The sequence below is a fragment of the Sinomonas sp. ASV486 genome, from assembly GCF_030908215.1.
In the GTDB taxonomy this organism is placed as follows: Bacteria; Actinomycetota; Actinomycetes; order Actinomycetales; family Micrococcaceae; genus Sinomonas; species Sinomonas puerhi.
On sequence record NZ_JAVFJK010000004.1, the window covers coordinates 247759 to 262942 of the forward strand.

Genomic DNA, 15184 nt, shown 5'->3' on the forward strand with positions numbered 1-15184 from the left:
CATGGCCATGATCCCCGCCACCAACCGCAAGCTGCGCACCTGGAGCCAGTTCGGCGACGTGAAGCGCAAACCGACGCCCTACGAGGCCGTCACCGGCAAGTTCCACTATCACTTCCGGCGGGAGCCGGCGCCGTTCGAGATGGACCCGCACACGCCGCTGAACCTCTGGTACCTCAAGAACCGCGAGGGTTCGGCGTTCCAGGTCGACGATTGGGAGCAGTTCCGCGACCCCTTCAAGCTCACCTACCGCGACTACGTCGCGATGCAGCATGAGCGCGAAATCTTCGTCGATGGCATGATCGACCGTGCCGAGGCGAGCAACCACCCCGCGACGCTGTCCCCGGAGTGGGTTGCGGCTCTCGGAGACGTGCTCGTCCCGCTGCGGTTCCCAATCCACGTGCTCCAGATGGTGAGCCTCTACGTCGGCCAGCTGGCACCGTCGTCGTACATCACCAACTGCGCCCACTTCCAGGCCGCGGACCAGATGCGCCGCATCCAGCGGATCGCGTACTGGACCAAGGTGCTCGACAACGCCCACGGTGGCGACATCGCCTCGACCGAGCGCAGTCGTCAGATCTGGGAGTCCGACCCGGCCTGGCAGCCGCTGCGCAAGGCGCTGGAGGAGCTGCTCATCACCTACGACTGGGGTGAAGCGTTCACCGCGCTCAACGTGGTTCTCAAGCCGACCCTGGACGCGATGTTCAACGAGGCGATGAGCGAGCTGGCGACGCAGAACGGCGACGCGTTCGTCGCGGAACTGGCCGCCGAGTTCGCCCATGACTCTGCCCGCAGCCGCGACTGGACCCAGGCGCTGACGGCCTACGCCCTGGAGCGCGACCCGAAGCTGTCCGGGGTGCTCGACGGCTCGGTCCAGAAGTGGACGCCGATCGCCGATGCGGCAGTCGACGGCTTCGCCCCAGTGTTCAGCAAGGCTCCCATTCCGTTCAACCCGGCAGCCGTCACCGAGAAAGCACGGAGCACCCGCGATGAGTTCATCGTTGGCACCTCAATCTGAAGACCTCTTCCCCGGGCCCGGCACGCCGGCCCCGGGGAAGGTGGGCATCTTCCACGTGACGGTCGAGCCGACCGGCGACACCTTTCCTGTGCGCCCAGGAGAGCCGATCCTGACCGCGGGACGGCGCGCTGGCGTGTGCCTGCCGTTCGAATGTGGCTGGGGATCGTGCGGGACCTGCAAGGCGACGGTCGTGTCCGGCGAGGTCGAGTCGCTCTTCCCAGCGGCGCCGTCGATCGACCCGCGGGACGAGCGACGCCGCCACGTCATCACCTGCCAGAGCACCACGGCGACGGACGTGACGCTCAGGGTCACTCGCCTCGGGCCCTTCGCAGAGCGGCCGACCTCTGATCACGTTGCGCGGCTCGTGGACAGGAGCGAGCTCGGTCCGGACATCTGCTCGTTCACCTTCGATCTGGGCGGCCATGCTGAATTCCGGCCCGGCCAGTACGCAATCCTTGAACTCGCCCCGGACCTGCGCCGGTGCTACTCGATGGACGGGCTCCCGGGACAGGAGGTCACCTTCGTGGCCAAGCGCTACGAAGGGAAGGCCGGCAGCAACGCCCTGCACCGCCTGGAGGTGGGTGCCGAGCTGCCGATCGCGCTCCCGTTCGGCGACATGTGGCTGCGAGACGATGACGCCGACGCGATACTCGTCGCCGGCGGCACGGGCGTGGCTCCGATGCTGTCTCTCCTGCGGCACATCGCCGGTCAACGGCGCACCCACCCGGTGACTGTCCTGTACGGCGCGAACACCCGCGAGGAGCTCGTGTGCCTGGATGAACTGGCCGAGGCGGTGGCCGCACTGCCCCTGGGCGAGCTTGTCCCCGTGGTGCAGAGGCCGGACCCGTCCTGGACAGGCCGCAGCGGCTTCGCCACGGCGCCGCTCAAGGAGATGGCAACGCCCGAGCACCGCTACTACCTCGCGGGCCCGCCACCGATGGTCGACGCCGTGATGGCCGTCCTGCGCGACACCGGTGTTCCCCTCGACCGGATCCACTACGACAGGTTCGGCTGACCGCGCGGCATCGAAACCACCATGCGGTGGCCGAGTCCCGCACAGGACCTCGGCCACCGCGCCCGGCATTCTGCGCAGAAGGCTATTCGGGGCCGCAAGGCCGCCAGCCACGCATATCCAGGAGGAGAGCATGCACGACACGCGGAATCATCAACACGGCTCCGGCCAGTTCGTAGGATCGGCGGTCGTCGCCGGAGCGTCCTATGGCCACCGGACCACTCTCCTGCACCTGCGGACGTTCGCCGGAGAAGACCTCGACTTCGCGATAGCCGACATTCCCGACTCCGCAGGGGCAGCGAGACTGCGCAGCAGCATCCACCGTCCCATCTCCGTCAAGATCCAGCATGGCGGTGAACGGTGCAGTGTGATTGCGCTGACCGCAAGTGGACCGCGGCGCTGGAACGTCACCCTGGGCACGGCCTTGGCGCTACACCAGTCAGGGGTGCACGCAGTGGTCGACGGGGGCCTCCAGAACCGAGTGGCCTGTCCCACCACGATCGGCCGGGAAGCACCTGCCCCTTCTCACTGACCCGGGACGGTCCACTCCTCCTAGGGCCCATTCCGGGCATTCGCGTCGCTGGGCTGGCTCTTCGCCTCGACCATGGCCTTGCCTTAGCCTCGGGATGTGAGCGAGTCCTTCGGCCGGCGAGTCCAGGCACGGATCTACCGCAATGGCGTCTTCGGCAGACGCGCCGCCGTGCCCACGAACCCGGCCGAGCTCGAGCGCCGCGCCCTGGCGAGGATGTCCCGCGAGGCCCGTGGCTACGTGGCCACCGGCGCCGGAATGGGCTCGACCATGGCGGCGAACCGCGCCGCGTTCGACCGGTGGCGGCTCGTCCCCCGCCTCGCGCGCGACGTCTCCGCGCGGGACACGTCCGTCGAGCTGTTCGGCCGCCGTCACCCCGCCCCTTTCCTCGCGGCACCCATCGGCGTCCTCGAGCTGGCACACCCGGCTGGGGACCTCGCAGCCGCCCGCGCGGCCCGCGCGGCGGGCGTGCCGATGATCATCTCGTCGCAGGCGTCGTACGCCATGGAGTCGATCGCCGCCCAGCTCGGAGACACGGAGCGGTGGTTCCAGCTGTACTGGAGCAGCGAGGATGCGGTGGTCGAGTCGTTCGTGCGGCGCGCGGAGCGGATCGGGTGCGGCGCCATCGTCGTCACCCTCGACACGATGGTCCTCTCGTGGCGCACCCTCGACCTTGACAACGCCTTCCTGCCGTTCGCGCTAGGGATGGGAATCGCGCAGTACACCTCGGACCCGGCCTTCCGCGCGCTCGTCAACGAGCGGCTCGCCTCTGGCGCGTCCGGGGAGCGCACGACGGCGCGTCCTACCCCCGCGGCGGTTCGCTCGCTCGTGCGGCTGGCCCGGGAGCATCCCGGCGGGTTCCGGGAGAATCTCACCTCGCGTGTGCCGAGGGCGAGCGTGGAAACGTTCCTCGACGTGTTCTCGCGAACCACTCTCACGTGGTCCGACCTGGCCTGGCTGCGGGAGCGGACCCGCCTGCCGATCCTGCTCAAGGGCCTCCAGCACCCCGATGACGCGCGGGCCGCGCTCGAGCACGGCGTGGACGGGATCATCGTGTCCAACCATGGCGGACGTCAGCTCGACGGCGCGCTTGGGTCCCTGGACGCGCTCCCCGGAGTGGTCGAGGCAACGGCCGGGCGCGTTCCCGTCCTCTTCGACTCGGGCGTGCGCTGCGCGGCGGACGCGTTCAAGGCGCTCGCGCTCGGCGCCGCGGCGGTGTGCATCGGACGGCCGTACATGTACGGGCTTGCCCTCGCCGGGGAGGAAGGCGCGCGCGAGGTGTTCGAGGGGATGCGCGCCGAGTTGGACCTCACGATGGCCGTTGCCGGGGTGACGGGGGTGGACGATATCGGGCCGGACAGCCTTACCGCGGACGGCATACTGGCCGGATGGAGCTGAGCTTCGACGGCGACGTGATCGAATGGCGGGGCCCCGCGCCGTTCGTCTTCGTCCGGGTCCCCGATGAGGAGTCGGAGGAGATCCACGCGGTCTCGCGCGAGCTCACCTACGGCTGGGGCTGTATCCCCGTCTCGGTGCGCTTGGGCGGCTCTGAGTGGACCACCGCCCTCATGCCGAAGGACGGCGCCTACCTCGTGCCGCTGCGCAAGGCGTACCGCGAGGCCGAGGGGATCGACGTGGACGACGTCGTTCCGGTGACCCTCACGCTCGGCACCCGTGGTTGAGCGACACCGAAACCTGGGCATACTGACCGAGTGGAACTCTGGCAGAAGCTGCAGATCAAACCGGGCATGACGGTTGCTGTGCTCAACGCGCCCGCGGATGCGCCGGCTTTGGAGGGCCCTTTCGAGGCGAGCGACGACGCCGGGGCCGCGGCCGCCGTCGTGCTCTACGCGGCCAACCGCGATGAGCTAGCCGCACGCGGTGCGGCAGCGGTCCGCGCGGCCCACGAGGACCGGCTCGCGTGGATCGCCTATCCGAAGGCGAAGAAGCTCGGCACGGACCTCAACCGCGATCTCCTGGCCCAGGAGGTCATCGCGCTCGGCGCCGACCCGGTGCGGCAGGTCTCGCTCGACGACGTGTGGTCGGCGCTCCGGTTCCGCCCCGCGTTCCGCTGAGCCAGACCTATTCGCCGCCCAGAGCACGGGGATAGATTCGTGCGGTCACGGCTCGCCGCACCCGTTCGCATTCCCTCAGCCGTGACGCTGCTGAATCCGGGCAATTCCTCAGAAGATGGGCAGGAACATGGCAGACGATCAGGTTCAGAACAACCTCAAGGGCATGGACGATCTCGACTTCGATGGGTGGAACAAGGCCGACTGGCACGGCGTGTTCGCCCACCACCACACCGATGACGTGCACGTGGACTGGAAGGGCGCACCACCGACCGACGGCGTGCAGGAGCACATCGACGCGATGAAGGCCTACGTCGAGACGGCCGGGGGCACACCGCCTCAGATCACGTCCCACCCGATCGGTTTCGGCTCCGGCGAGTGGACGTGCGTGATCGGCGAGTTCGAGGGCGGAGGCCGCATGGTCACCGTCGCGAAATGGAAGGATGGCGCGATCGCCGAGGAGTACATCTGGTCCTAGGCGGGACGGAGAACAGCATCGGGCGGACCCGCCGCTCGCAGGTCCGCCCGATGCTCATGGTGCGACGATCACAGGTCCTCGTGAAGCCCTCGCTTGTAGCGCTCGGGGAGCAAGAGTGTCGCGATCGCCGAGATCACCACGAGCCCCACACCCATGAGGGTCAGCGCGAGGGTCCCGTTGCTTGTGTTCTGGAAGATCCACGCGGCGACGAACGGGATCGGGGCGCCGAAGATGAGGCCCGCAAAGGTCATGCCGAGCGCGGAGCCGGTGTACCGCATGCTCGTGGGGAGTGCCTCGGCGAAGAACGACGCCTGGGTGCCTGCCATCATCTGGATGCCGCACAGGGCAACGGCGATGACCGCGACGCTGGCGGCATAGTTCATCGTGTTCATGGTCGGGAACATCGTGGCCGCCGAGATTCCCATGAGCAGAAGGCCGAGGAGGAACGACTTCTTGCGGCCGATCCGATCGCTCAGACGGCCGCCGAAGATTGCCGCAGGGATCGAGATGACGTTCCCCATGACCATGAGCGCGAACGTGCTCGAGTTGTCGTAGTGCAATTCCTTGGTCATGTAGTTCACGGCGTACGTGACGCAGATCCAGAACAGGCCGGCGGGCGCGGCCCAGGCCAGCACGAGCTTGAGGACGGTGCCCGGCCTCTTGCGGAGCACGGCGAGGGCGCGGTCCTGCGGCTCGTCGGATTCGGCAGCGAGCCGCTGGCTCTCCTTGAACGCCTCCGACTCCTCAATACGGCGGCGGATGAAGACGCCCACTACCAGGAGCAGGATGCCCATGAGGAACGGGATCCTCCAGCCCCACGACTCGAACGCATCCTTCGAGAGGAACATGGCGAGGCCCGTGAGGGTCAGCGAGGCGATGGTCTGAGCTACGGGAGAGCCGGTGGCGAGGATGCCGCCAAAGAAGCCGCGTCGCTCGTTCGGAGCGTGCTCGACCACGAGGATCTGCGCGCCGGTCGACTCCCCACCGAGGGCGAAGCCTTGCAGGAAGCGAAGCGCGACAAGAAGGGTCGGCGCGATGATGCCCGCCGCGGCGTAGGTGGGCAGCAGGCCGATGAGGATCGAGGAGATACCCATAAGGACGAGCGTGAACATGAGGACGTTGCGGCGGCCGATCCGATCGCCCATGGCGCCGAAGACGACGCCGCCGAGCGGCCTGGCCGCCATGCCTGCGCCGAACGTCGCGAACGACGCCAGTACGGCGCTATTTGCGTCGAAGGCCGGGAAGAACAGATGCGGGAAGATTGTGGCCGAAAGGGTGCCGTAGACGGCGAAATCGAACCACTCGAGTGCGGTACCGAACGTACCGCTCGCGACCGCGCGCCGTGCCCCCCTGGTGTCCGCGATAGGGGCATCTGAGGTGTGCGCCGCCATTGGCGCGGAGTAGCTGGTCAGATCAGACATGGAGATCCCTGACTTGTAGAGGAACCGAATACGAACAAGCGCTCGTCCACAACAGTAGATGTGATTCTCATCTCATGCAAGACGTCACCTGAGATTTTGGAGACTTTCGACTCGAGCATACATAAACGAACAAGCGTTTGCTTGACACTAAAGTCGGTCAGTTGGACACTGGAAGCAGCCTTCCAGCCGCCCAGACCGACGGCGGACGGTGCCGCCGATGCCACCCGAAAGGACACTGACGATGACCGACATCGCCTTCGACATCAACCAGAACACCGACATCTTCCGCGTGCACCGCGCGGTCGATCTCGAGGCCGCCCCCGGCCAGACGCTCAACGCCCGCCGCGTATCGGGCGTGAGCCGGGAGAACAGCGCCGCGGACCGCATCTGGTTCGGCAAGGTCTACACCGGCCCGGGCGAGGTCTCGGGTGCGCACCACCACGGGGAGGCCCAGACCGGCGGCTACGTGCTCAAGGGCCGCGGCTACATCCGCTACGGCCAGGGCTACGGCCAGATCGTATACCTCGAGGAGGGCGATTTCGTCTTCGTGCCACCGTTCATGCCCCACATCGAGGGCAACGCGAGCAAAACCGAGGAGCTCATCTGGATGACCACGCGGACCCCTGACAACATCGTGGTCAACCTCCAGGACCAGGACGTCGTGGACCTCGAGATCGACTACCGCTCCTGAGCAGAGAGCGAATGAGTGAGGGCCGGCAAAGTTGCCGGCCCTCACTCGTGCCCGTTGCTGTGTCAGGCCGCCGGGTGAGCCGAGGCCGCGTACTGGCGGTCCACGCGCTCGTCGGCGTCGGAGACGCCCAGCTCCCGCAGGGCGAGCTTGGTGTAGTCCCGGAGGATCTCATCCAAGGACTTACCGCGCCCCGGCTGGTACCAGCTCGCGATGTGCGTGGCCTGGGCCACGAAACTGTAGACGTGGATCCGCACATCGATGAGGTCGGCCAGGCCAGCGCGCCCCGCGTCCTCGACGAGTCCGCGAAGGAACAGCTCGAACTCCCGCCGCTTGTCCACGATCTTCTGATGGGCGTCCGGCGAGAGCGACCGCAGCTCGGTGTTGCCGATGAACACCGTCTGCGCGCGCTCCGTGTGGAGCCGCAGGTGGGCCCCCAGCACGGCCTGGAGGCGGTCGACGGCGTCACCGGTCGCCTCCGCGAGTGCCTGCCGTGCCTGTTCGAGGAGATCGTCAATGATCCCGCCCATGATCTGGAGCAGGAGGTCTTCCTTGCTCTCGATGTGGTTGTACAGGCTGCCGACCTTCAGGCCGACGGCGGCCGCGACATCGCGCAGCGACGTCGCGTTGTAGCCGCGCTCGAAGAAGAGCTTGGCCGCCTCCTCCCGAATGGCATCAGCCGTCCTGCGTTCAGTCGTCGCGGGCATCGATCCTCCTTCTTGCGCGTCCACCCATCTTAGCTCCCGAGCGTTCGTTCGCCCACCGGATCAAGCCAACGCGTCTCCACGGATGGCACATCGTACGCGGGCGGCTGAAGGTAGTCACCCCTCAGGGGGTCGATCCACAGGCGCGTGAGCCGCATGAAGGAGATGCGCCAGCGGGCGTCTTGGCAGCGCACGTACTCTTCGTCGTAGTAGCCGTAGCCCCGAATCCCGTACATGCCGGGCACTGCGAACCCCTTGTAGTCGAAGTCGCGGTCAGTCCACGTAAGGTAGTCCGTCATTGTCCATCGGCCACGCACGAGGTCCGGGCCGACCGCCCGGAGATCGGGCATCATCCCGTGATGGACCGAGCGCATCCGCGCCAGCCACGTCGACACTCCGGCGACGAAAGCCTCCGGGCCGCCCGAGGCGAAAGGAAACCCCTCGAACCGTGCCCCGTCGGCGAACAGGCCCCGCAGTCGGTTCCAGTCCTTGGTATCGATGGCGAAGAAGTAGTCCGCCTTGAGGCGGGAGATGAGCTGGTGGTCGGCGAAATCGAGCAGACTATCCTGAGTCACGTGGGCTCCTGTGCTGGGCGTCGGAACGCGGAAAGCCGGCGACGGGCCAGCGCTCGTCGCCGGCTGCGCCCCGTGGTGTTCAGGCCGTGGCCGACTCCGCGGCAGCGACAGCCACGACCTTCCGCTTCATGAGCGCGGTCCGGCGGACGACGCACACGAGCTCGTCGCGCTGGTTGTAGCCGCGGTGCTCGATGCCCACGATCCCGGTATCGGGACGGGACTTGGAGACGCGCTTGTCCAGAGCCACGGTCTCCACCCGCAAGGTGTCCCCGATGAACACGGGCTTGGGGAACTCGATGTCGCGGAAGCCGAGGTTCCCGAGCGTGGTGCCAAGCGTCGTGTCCTGGACGGGTATGCCGGTCACGAGGCCGAGCGTGAAGATGCTGTTGACAATCTGCTTGCCGTACATGCTCTTGGCCGAGAACTCGGCGTCGAGGTGCAGGGGCTGGACGTTCATGGTGAGGGTGGTGATGAGGAGGTTGTCCGCCTCGGTGACGGTGCGGGTGACCTCGTGGAGGATCACGGTGCCCACCTCGAAGTCCTCGTAGTACATGCCTGCCATGGTTGGCTCCTTGGGTCTGGTGGATCTGATGGGTGTCAGCTTGCCGCGGCGAACGCGAGCGCCTGCCGGGCGTGGTTGGCGTGGGCCAGGTCGATGTGGTCGCCCCGGTAGGAGACCGCGCCGTGCCCCTCGCGCTGGCCGTCCTCGAAGGCCGAGATGAGGCCCTCGTAGTAGGTGCGCATGTAGTCGGAGAGCCCGTATTCCTCGTTGGCCACCTGCGCGTGCGTCGGGTGGATGAGGACCTGCCCGGTGTACCCGAGTCGGTTGTTCGCGGCGGCGAAGGTACGCAGTCCGTCTAGGTTGCGCACCTCCTGCCACAGGCCGAGGACTATGCTGCGCAGGCCAGCGGCACGGGCGGCGAGGACCACGCGGCTGCGGAGGTACAGGGTCTCCTGCCCCTCGGCGGTCCAGGTGAAGCCCACCTCGCGCGAGACGTCGGCATCCTTCGCCGCCGCAGCCATCACCCCGCCGACCCGCGGGCCGGAGAGGATCGCCTCGACGTTCTGGATCGACGCCGCGGTCTCGAGGGACGGGATGAGCTCTACGGTCCCGCGGTCCACCCCGTGGGCGAGCTCCGCTGCGGTGACGAGGGCGTCGAACCTGACCACGTCGTCGCGCGTGAACAGCTTCGGCAGGAGGAATCCTGTGAGCCGGCCGTGCGTGACCTCGAGGATGTCGGCCCCGAAATGCACCGTATCCAGAGCGTTGGGCCGCACGAGCACGCCCTTGCCGCCCGGCACCGAGCCCGGGGCGTCGAGGGCCTCGCGGGCGTTGGCCCGGGCGAGCGCCTTATCCTCCTCGGGGACCGAGTCCTCGAGGTCGATGATCACAGCGTCGGCGTCCGAGGCGAGGGCCTTGTCGATCCAGGACCGCTTATGGCCGGGGACGAACAGCAGGGAGCGGTACGGCTTCACGCGGCAGCCCCCTCGAGGACAAGCTGGGTGAGCAGCGTGCCTGCGGCCAGCGCATCACCCACGGCGGCGTTGACGGATCCCACAATTCCGGCCGCGGGCGCGGTGATCGGGTTCTCCATCTTCATGGCCTCGAGGACAAAGAGGACCTCGCCGGCCTCGACACTCTGGCCCTCGGCGACGTTCACCTTGACGATCGTTCCCTGCATGGGCGCCTTGACGCTGCCGTCCGTGGCCTTGGCCTTACGCGCCTTAACGCCGCGGCCAGTCCGCGTGCCGTTGGCGGATCCGTTCACCGCGGCCCGATCGGAAGACGGTTCCGCTGCACCTGCCGCCGGGAGCACGGCTTGGGCGCCGGGCCGGCCGAGGTCGGGGAACACCGGGATGGTGTAGAAGCGGCCGCCGACCCCGACCTCCTGGCGTGACGGCGCCTCGTCGAGCTTCTCGAGCTCCTCCGCGAGGTTCATGCTTTCCTCGAGCCAGCGCGTCGAGAACCGCGCGGCGCGGAAATCCTCATGCGTCACGATCGCGAGGGCGGCCGGAACTGTGGTCGGCACCCCGACGATGTTCAGCTCTCGCAGCCCGACGGCGAGCCGGTCGAGCGCCTCCTCGCGGGTGGCCCCATGGGCGATGAGCTTGCCGACCAGGCTGTCGTAGTACGGCAGGACCTCGTCGCCGGAGGCATAGCCGGCATCGAACCGCAGGCCCTCCCCCTCCGGGGCCTCGACGGTCTGGAGCGGACCCGGTGCCGGGAGGAAGAGGCCGTCTGCGACGTCCTCGGCGTTGATACGCGCCTCGACGGCGGCCCCCACCGGCGCGAGCCGGTCGAGGATGCTCAGCGGCGCGCCGGCGGCGACCTTGATCTGCTCGGCGACGAGGTCCACACCGTGGACCATCTCGGTGACCGGATGCTCGACCTGGATGCGGGTGTTCATCTCGAGGAAGTAGAAGCGCTCCCCCTCGACGAGGAACTCGACCGTCCCTGCGCCCACGTAGTCCACGTGCTCGGCGAGGCGCACGGCGGCGGCCCCCATCGCGCGGCGCATTTCGTCGGACAGCCCGGGCGCGGGCGACTCCTCCACGAGCTTCTGGTGGCGGCGCTGCACGGAGCAGTCGCGGTCGCCGACGTAGACCGTGTTGCCGTGGGAGTCGGCGAAGACCTGGACCTCGACGTGCCGGGCGCTCGTCAGGTAGCGCTCGAGGTAGACCTCGCCGTTCCCGAACGCGGCGGTCGCCTCTCGTGTGGCGGCCGCGACGGCGTCGGCCGCCTCCGCCGCGGTGTTGACGAGGCGCATACCGCGCCCCCCGCCGCCAGCGGAGGCCTTGACGAGGATCGGGTAGCCGTGGCTGGCGCCGAACGCCACGACGTCGTCAGCGCTGGAGATGGCGCCGTTCGAGCCAGGCGCGAGCGGAACCTCTGCCTCGACCGCGACGGCGCGGGCGGCGACCTTCTCGCCCATGGTGGAGATCGCCGTCGCGCTCGGGCCGATGAAGGTCAGGCCCGCGTCGGCGACCGCCCGAGCGAATGCGGCGTTCTCGGAGAGGAACCCGTAGCCCGGGTGGATGGCCTGGGCGCCCGTGGCGAGGGCAGCCTCGATGATCTTGGCGGCGTTGAGGTAGTTCTCGCTGGCCGGGCCGGCACCGAGGTCCACGGCCTCGTCGGCGATTCGCACGTGCATCGACTTCGTATCCGCCTCGGAGTGGACGGCGACGGCCTTGACGCCGAGTGACTGGGCGGCCCGGACAACGCGGACCGCGATTTCGCCGCGGTTGGCGATGAGGATCTTAGTGAACATGGGTGGTCCTTGTCTCGGTGCACAGGTTTTCGGTCTCGCCGAGGGTCTCGATGGTGGTGGTGAGCACGGACCCCGGGCGGAGGTACTCCTTCGGGTCGCGGCCGTCGCCGACGCCGCCGGGGGTGCCGGTGAGGATCACGTCGCCGGGCCGCAGGATCGTGATCGCGGAGATGTAGCGGACCAGCTCGACGGGGCCGAACACGAGCTCGGAGGTGCGGGACTGCTGCTTGACCGCGCCGTCCACGCTGCACGTGATCGTCAGATCCGGCTCGGGCCCCGTCTCGTCGGCGGTGACGAGGTAGGGGCCCAGCGGGGTGGTCGAATCGAACGTCTTGCCCTGGAGCCACTGCGGCGTGCGCCGCTGGAAGTCGCGGGCTGAGACGTCGTTGGAGACGGCGAACCCGGCGATTGCGTCCCGAGCCGCGTCCTCGTCTGCGTGGCTCACGGTGCGGCCCACGACGACGGCGAGCTCGCCTTCCCAGTCGACCCTGCCGGAGCCGGCCGGCAGCACAACGTCGTCGCGCGCGCCGACGAGGGAGTCCGCGAACTTCGCGAAGAGCGTGGGGTACTCGGGGAGCTCCCTGCCCATCTCGAGGATGTGGTCCCGGTAGTTCAGCCCGACGCAGATGATCTTCCCGGGCCGAGGCACGAGCGGCGCGAAGTCGGCGTCGGCCGTCTCGACCGGCACACCGTCGACGTGCTGGGCCCAGTCGGGCGAGCCGGCCTCGAGCCACGCCCCGACGTCGGCTAGGTCGAGCGGATGGAGGCGGCCGCCGTCGAGCACGGCGGCGCGGGTGCCGGTGCTGTCGCTCCAGCGGATCGTGGCGAGTTTCATGAACCACTCCATCCGAGCTGGGTCTTGAGTACGGCCTTCTGGAGCTTGCCCGCGGCAGTGCGGGGCAGCTGGTCCGGGGTGAGGAAGACCATCTGCTTGGGGACCTTGTACCCGGCCAAGCGCTCGCGGAGGAAGCTGGACAGCTGGGCAGCCTCGGCGGTCTGGCCGCTGCGGAGCACGACGACCGCGCGGACCTCCTCATCCCACTTCGGGTCCGGGACGCCCAGGACCACGGCCTCGAGGACGGCGGGGTGGAGGTGCAGGACCTGCTCAATCTCAGCCGAGTAGACGTTCTCGCCGCCGGTCTTGATCATCTCCTTGAGCCGGTCGCGGAAGTAGAAGTAGCCGCGCTCATCCTTCACGGCCAGGTCGCCGGTGTGCAGCCAGCCACCGCGCATGGCCTCGGCGGTTGCGTCCGGGCGGCCGTAGTAGCCGCTCATGAGCGACGGGCCCTTGACGCAGATCTCCCCGAGCTCGCCGGGGGCCACCTCGTTCCCGTCGGCGTCCTGGAGCTGTGCCTCAACGAGGAGGTACTCGGTGCCAATCGAGCCGTCCACGGCCGAGTCAAGCATGTCAGCCGGCCTGAGCCGCGTGACCATGGGCCCTGCCTCGGTGAGGCCGTAGCGGAAGAAGAGGTCCGTCCCGGGCAGCATCTCGGCGAAGAGCTGCTTGTCCGGCATGCGCAGGAGGCCAGCGCCGGTGTGGAGCGCCTTGAGGTTCTTCCTGATCGCGGGGTCCGTAAGGACGCCTTGGTCCATGAGTCGGCGCATCATGTTCGGGATCATGAACGTGTTCGTGATGGACTCACGTCCCACGAGGTCCACCACGGTCTCGTCACTGAACTTCTGCGCGATCACGCTCGTGGCCCCGGCCACGAAATGCGGCACGAGCCAACACAGTAGCGCCGCGGAGTGGAACAACGGCGTCACGATGAGCCCGCGCTCGTTCTCGCGGCTCCCGACCCCGCAGTCATACATCTCATTGAGGGCGTTGGCGAGGGACGAGCGGTGAGACAGGACCACGCCCTTCGGGGTGCCGGTGCTGCCACCGGTGTAGATGACACACAGCGGTGCCTCGGCGTCGACCACATCCTCGAGTGGCCCCGAGCCGATTCGGAGCGCATCGATCTCGGCACCCTGGCGCACGACCGAGGGCACCGTCCCGCCGTCATCCGCAACCTTCTCCGCGAGGATCTCCAGAGCCTCCTCGAGCAGTGGCAGGTGCGCCTCCTCGGCGAGGATGACCTTCGCGCCCGTCTCAAGGATGCCGTTTGCGAGCTCCGCTGCCGCCCACCGCCAGTTGTAGGCGATGTAGACGCCGCCACTCGCGGCGACCCCGAGGAACGCCTCGGCGTTGAACACGGTGTTGCCCGCCAGGACGCCCACCCCGCTACCGGCCGTGACGCCGGCTTTGCGCAGCCCGCGGCCCAGCTGCCAAGCCCTCTCGGCGGCCTCGCCGAATGTCACGCGCCCATCGACTCCGACGAACGCCTCCCTCGCGGGATTCCGGCGGCTGTTCAGCCGAATCCAGTCTCCTATGGTCCGCATCGTGTGCCTCTCTGCAGCAGATGCGCCTGCTCGGCGCCTGGAACCACGTGAGTTCCATTCTTACGAACAAGCGTACGTTAGATACCGTTGATGTTCAATGCTTCGTGATCCCGAGCCCCCGCAGGGCCAGTTCGGCGTAGGCCCGGCCGAGATCGGCGACGCCAATGCGGCCTTCTCCGCGGAACCACCCGGCCACATGGGCCGCGTGCGCGAAGAGGCTGTAGAGGTGGACCCGCGGATCGATGGAATCGGCCTCGCCGGCGGCCACGACGGCCTCGACCAGTCCCAGCATGAACTGCTCGTACCCCTCGCGCTTGGCTACCACGACACGACGGCCCGCGTTGGAAAGGGCCCGCAGCTCGGTGTTGCCCACGAAAACCTCGGGGCCGCGCTCGGCATGGAACCGGATGTGCGACTCGACGGCGACCATCAGACGATCCACCTCGCCGACATGCGCCGCAATGGTCTCGAGAACGTCCCGGTGGAGATCGTCGAGCGCCCCGCACATGATGTCCAGGAGCAGGGATTCCTTGGAAGCGATGTGGTAGTAGAGGCTGCCGACCTTGAGGCCCGCGTCCGCGGCAATCTGCCGCAGCGTCGTCGCGTTGTAGCCATGCTCATAGAAGAGCCTCGCGGCGGCCCTCCGGATGGCCGTCAGGGTGTCCGCCTCGGGGCTAGTGACGCTCATCTTGACAGGTTCCGGCTAGCGATTCTCACCGCGGATGTCGATCTCGACCTCGTCGGCGAGGAACCATTGCATCCGCTCGAGGAACTCATCCTCGTGGGCGAAGACCTCTGCGGCCTCAGGCCCCCCGTAGGCGACCTTGACGTCGGCGACTGTGTCGAACCACAGCTCAGCCATGCCACTGAACGGCCATTGCTTGCGGTGCTCGATCGCGGGGTTCTGGCGGTACCTCCGCAGGCCAGGGAGCCTGCGGACGAGGATGGGGTGCTCCACGTTCCATTTGTGGAGGAACTCCTCCCGGCTGATGCCGGGCTTGGCGTTGAGGACAGCGACAACCTTGATCATGCTCTTCTC

At 68.0% G+C, this 15184-nt stretch carries 17 protein-coding genes; 7 read left to right on the plus strand and 10 right to left on the minus strand.

Annotation, left to right across the window (positions count from 1 at the left end):
• The first annotated feature begins 1 nt into the window (after position 1).
• The 6 genes from RBS60_RS07740 to RBS60_RS07765 all read left to right on the plus strand — a co-directional run bounded on the left by RBS60_RS07740 (position 2) and on the right by RBS60_RS07765 (position 5106).
• A complete protein-coding gene (locus RBS60_RS07740) occupies positions 2-1015 on the plus strand; it encodes an aromatic/alkene monooxygenase hydroxylase subunit beta (protein WP_307956966.1) in 1014 nt (337 codons plus the stop codon).
• Entirely contained in the window at positions 987-2030 is a 1044-nt protein-coding gene (locus tag RBS60_RS07745) for a 2Fe-2S iron-sulfur cluster binding domain-containing protein (RefSeq protein ID WP_307956967.1), read from the plus strand. The genes RBS60_RS07740 and RBS60_RS07745 overlap by 29 nt, the downstream gene beginning before the upstream one ends.
• 625 nt (positions 2031-2655) lie before the next feature.
• Positions 2656-3954 (plus strand): alpha-hydroxy-acid oxidizing protein, encoded by a 1299-nt coding sequence (locus RBS60_RS07750; protein ID WP_307956968.1) that lies wholly within the window; start codon positions 2656-2658, stop codon positions 3952-3954.
• Complete coding sequence (locus RBS60_RS07755; RefSeq protein ID WP_307956969.1) at positions 3945-4238, plus strand: DUF1905 domain-containing protein; 294 nt, start codon at positions 3945-3947, stop codon at positions 4236-4238. The genes RBS60_RS07750 and RBS60_RS07755 overlap by 10 nt, the downstream gene beginning before the upstream one ends.
• A 30-nt stretch (positions 4239-4268) precedes the next feature.
• On the plus strand, positions 4269-4631 hold the full coding sequence (locus RBS60_RS07760) for a hypothetical protein (protein ID WP_307956970.1): 363 nt from the start codon (positions 4269-4271) through the stop codon (positions 4629-4631).
• A 127-nt stretch (positions 4632-4758) separates the two neighbouring features.
• Positions 4759-5106 (plus strand): hypothetical protein, encoded by a 348-nt coding sequence (locus RBS60_RS07765; RefSeq protein WP_307956971.1) that lies wholly within the window; start codon positions 4759-4761, stop codon positions 5104-5106.
• A 68-nt stretch (positions 5107-5174) separates the two neighbouring features.
• On the opposite strand, the gene RBS60_RS07770 is transcribed toward RBS60_RS07765, so the two are convergent.
• On the minus strand, positions 5175-6527 hold the full coding sequence (locus RBS60_RS07770) for an MFS transporter (protein ID WP_307956972.1): 1353 nt from the start codon (positions 6525-6527) through the stop codon (positions 5175-5177).
• Between the two features lie 241 nt (positions 6528-6768).
• Here RBS60_RS07770 and RBS60_RS07775 point away from each other — a divergent pair, with 241 nt between their 5' ends.
• The gene (locus RBS60_RS07775) at positions 6769-7218 is read left to right on the plus strand and encodes a cupin domain-containing protein (protein WP_307956973.1); all 450 of its coding nucleotides are present in this window, start codon (positions 6769-6771) and stop codon (positions 7216-7218) included.
• A 62-nt stretch (positions 7219-7280) separates the two neighbouring features.
• Here RBS60_RS07775 and RBS60_RS07780 read toward each other — a convergent pair whose 3' ends face one another.
• The 9 genes from RBS60_RS07780 to RBS60_RS07820 all read right to left on the minus strand — a co-directional run bounded on the left by RBS60_RS07780 (position 7281) and on the right by RBS60_RS07820 (position 15175).
• Positions 7281-7922 carry a TetR/AcrR family transcriptional regulator gene (locus RBS60_RS07780; RefSeq protein WP_307956974.1) on the minus strand — a complete coding sequence of 214 codons (642 nt, stop codon included), beginning with the start codon at positions 7920-7922 and terminating at the stop codon, positions 7281-7283.
• A gap of 29 nt (positions 7923-7951) precedes the next feature.
• Positions 7952-8494 carry a nuclear transport factor 2 family protein gene (locus tag RBS60_RS07785; protein ID WP_307956975.1) on the minus strand — a complete coding sequence of 181 codons (543 nt, stop codon included), beginning with the start codon at positions 8492-8494 and terminating at the stop codon, positions 7952-7954.
• Between the two features lie 79 nt (positions 8495-8573).
• A complete protein-coding gene (locus tag RBS60_RS07790; RefSeq protein ID WP_307956976.1) occupies positions 8574-9056 on the minus strand; it encodes a MaoC family dehydratase in 483 nt (160 codons plus the stop codon).
• 35 nt (positions 9057-9091) lie between these two features.
• The gene (locus RBS60_RS07795; RefSeq protein WP_307956977.1) at positions 9092-9970 is read right to left on the minus strand and encodes a CoA ester lyase; all 879 of its coding nucleotides are present in this window, start codon (positions 9968-9970) and stop codon (positions 9092-9094) included.
• Positions 9967-11763 carry an acetyl-CoA carboxylase biotin carboxylase subunit gene (locus RBS60_RS07800; protein ID WP_307956978.1) on the minus strand — a complete coding sequence of 599 codons (1797 nt, stop codon included), beginning with the start codon at positions 11761-11763 and terminating at the stop codon, positions 9967-9969. The genes RBS60_RS07795 and RBS60_RS07800 overlap by 4 nt, the downstream gene beginning before the upstream one ends.
• The gene (locus tag RBS60_RS07805; protein WP_307956979.1) at positions 11753-12598 is read right to left on the minus strand and encodes a fumarylacetoacetate hydrolase family protein; all 846 of its coding nucleotides are present in this window, start codon (positions 12596-12598) and stop codon (positions 11753-11755) included. Before RBS60_RS07805 ends, RBS60_RS07800 begins: the two co-directional genes overlap by 11 nt.
• Complete coding sequence (locus RBS60_RS07810) at positions 12595-14145, minus strand: AMP-binding protein (protein ID WP_307956980.1); 1551 nt, start codon at positions 14143-14145, stop codon at positions 12595-12597. Before RBS60_RS07810 ends, RBS60_RS07805 begins: the two co-directional genes overlap by 4 nt.
• Before the next feature lie 94 nt (positions 14146-14239).
• Complete coding sequence (locus RBS60_RS07815; protein WP_307956981.1) at positions 14240-14833, minus strand: TetR/AcrR family transcriptional regulator; 594 nt, start codon at positions 14831-14833, stop codon at positions 14240-14242.
• Between the two features lie 15 nt (positions 14834-14848).
• A complete protein-coding gene (locus RBS60_RS07820; protein WP_307956982.1) occupies positions 14849-15175 on the minus strand; it encodes an EthD family reductase in 327 nt (108 codons plus the stop codon).
• Between the last annotated feature and the right edge of the window lie 9 nt (positions 15176-15184).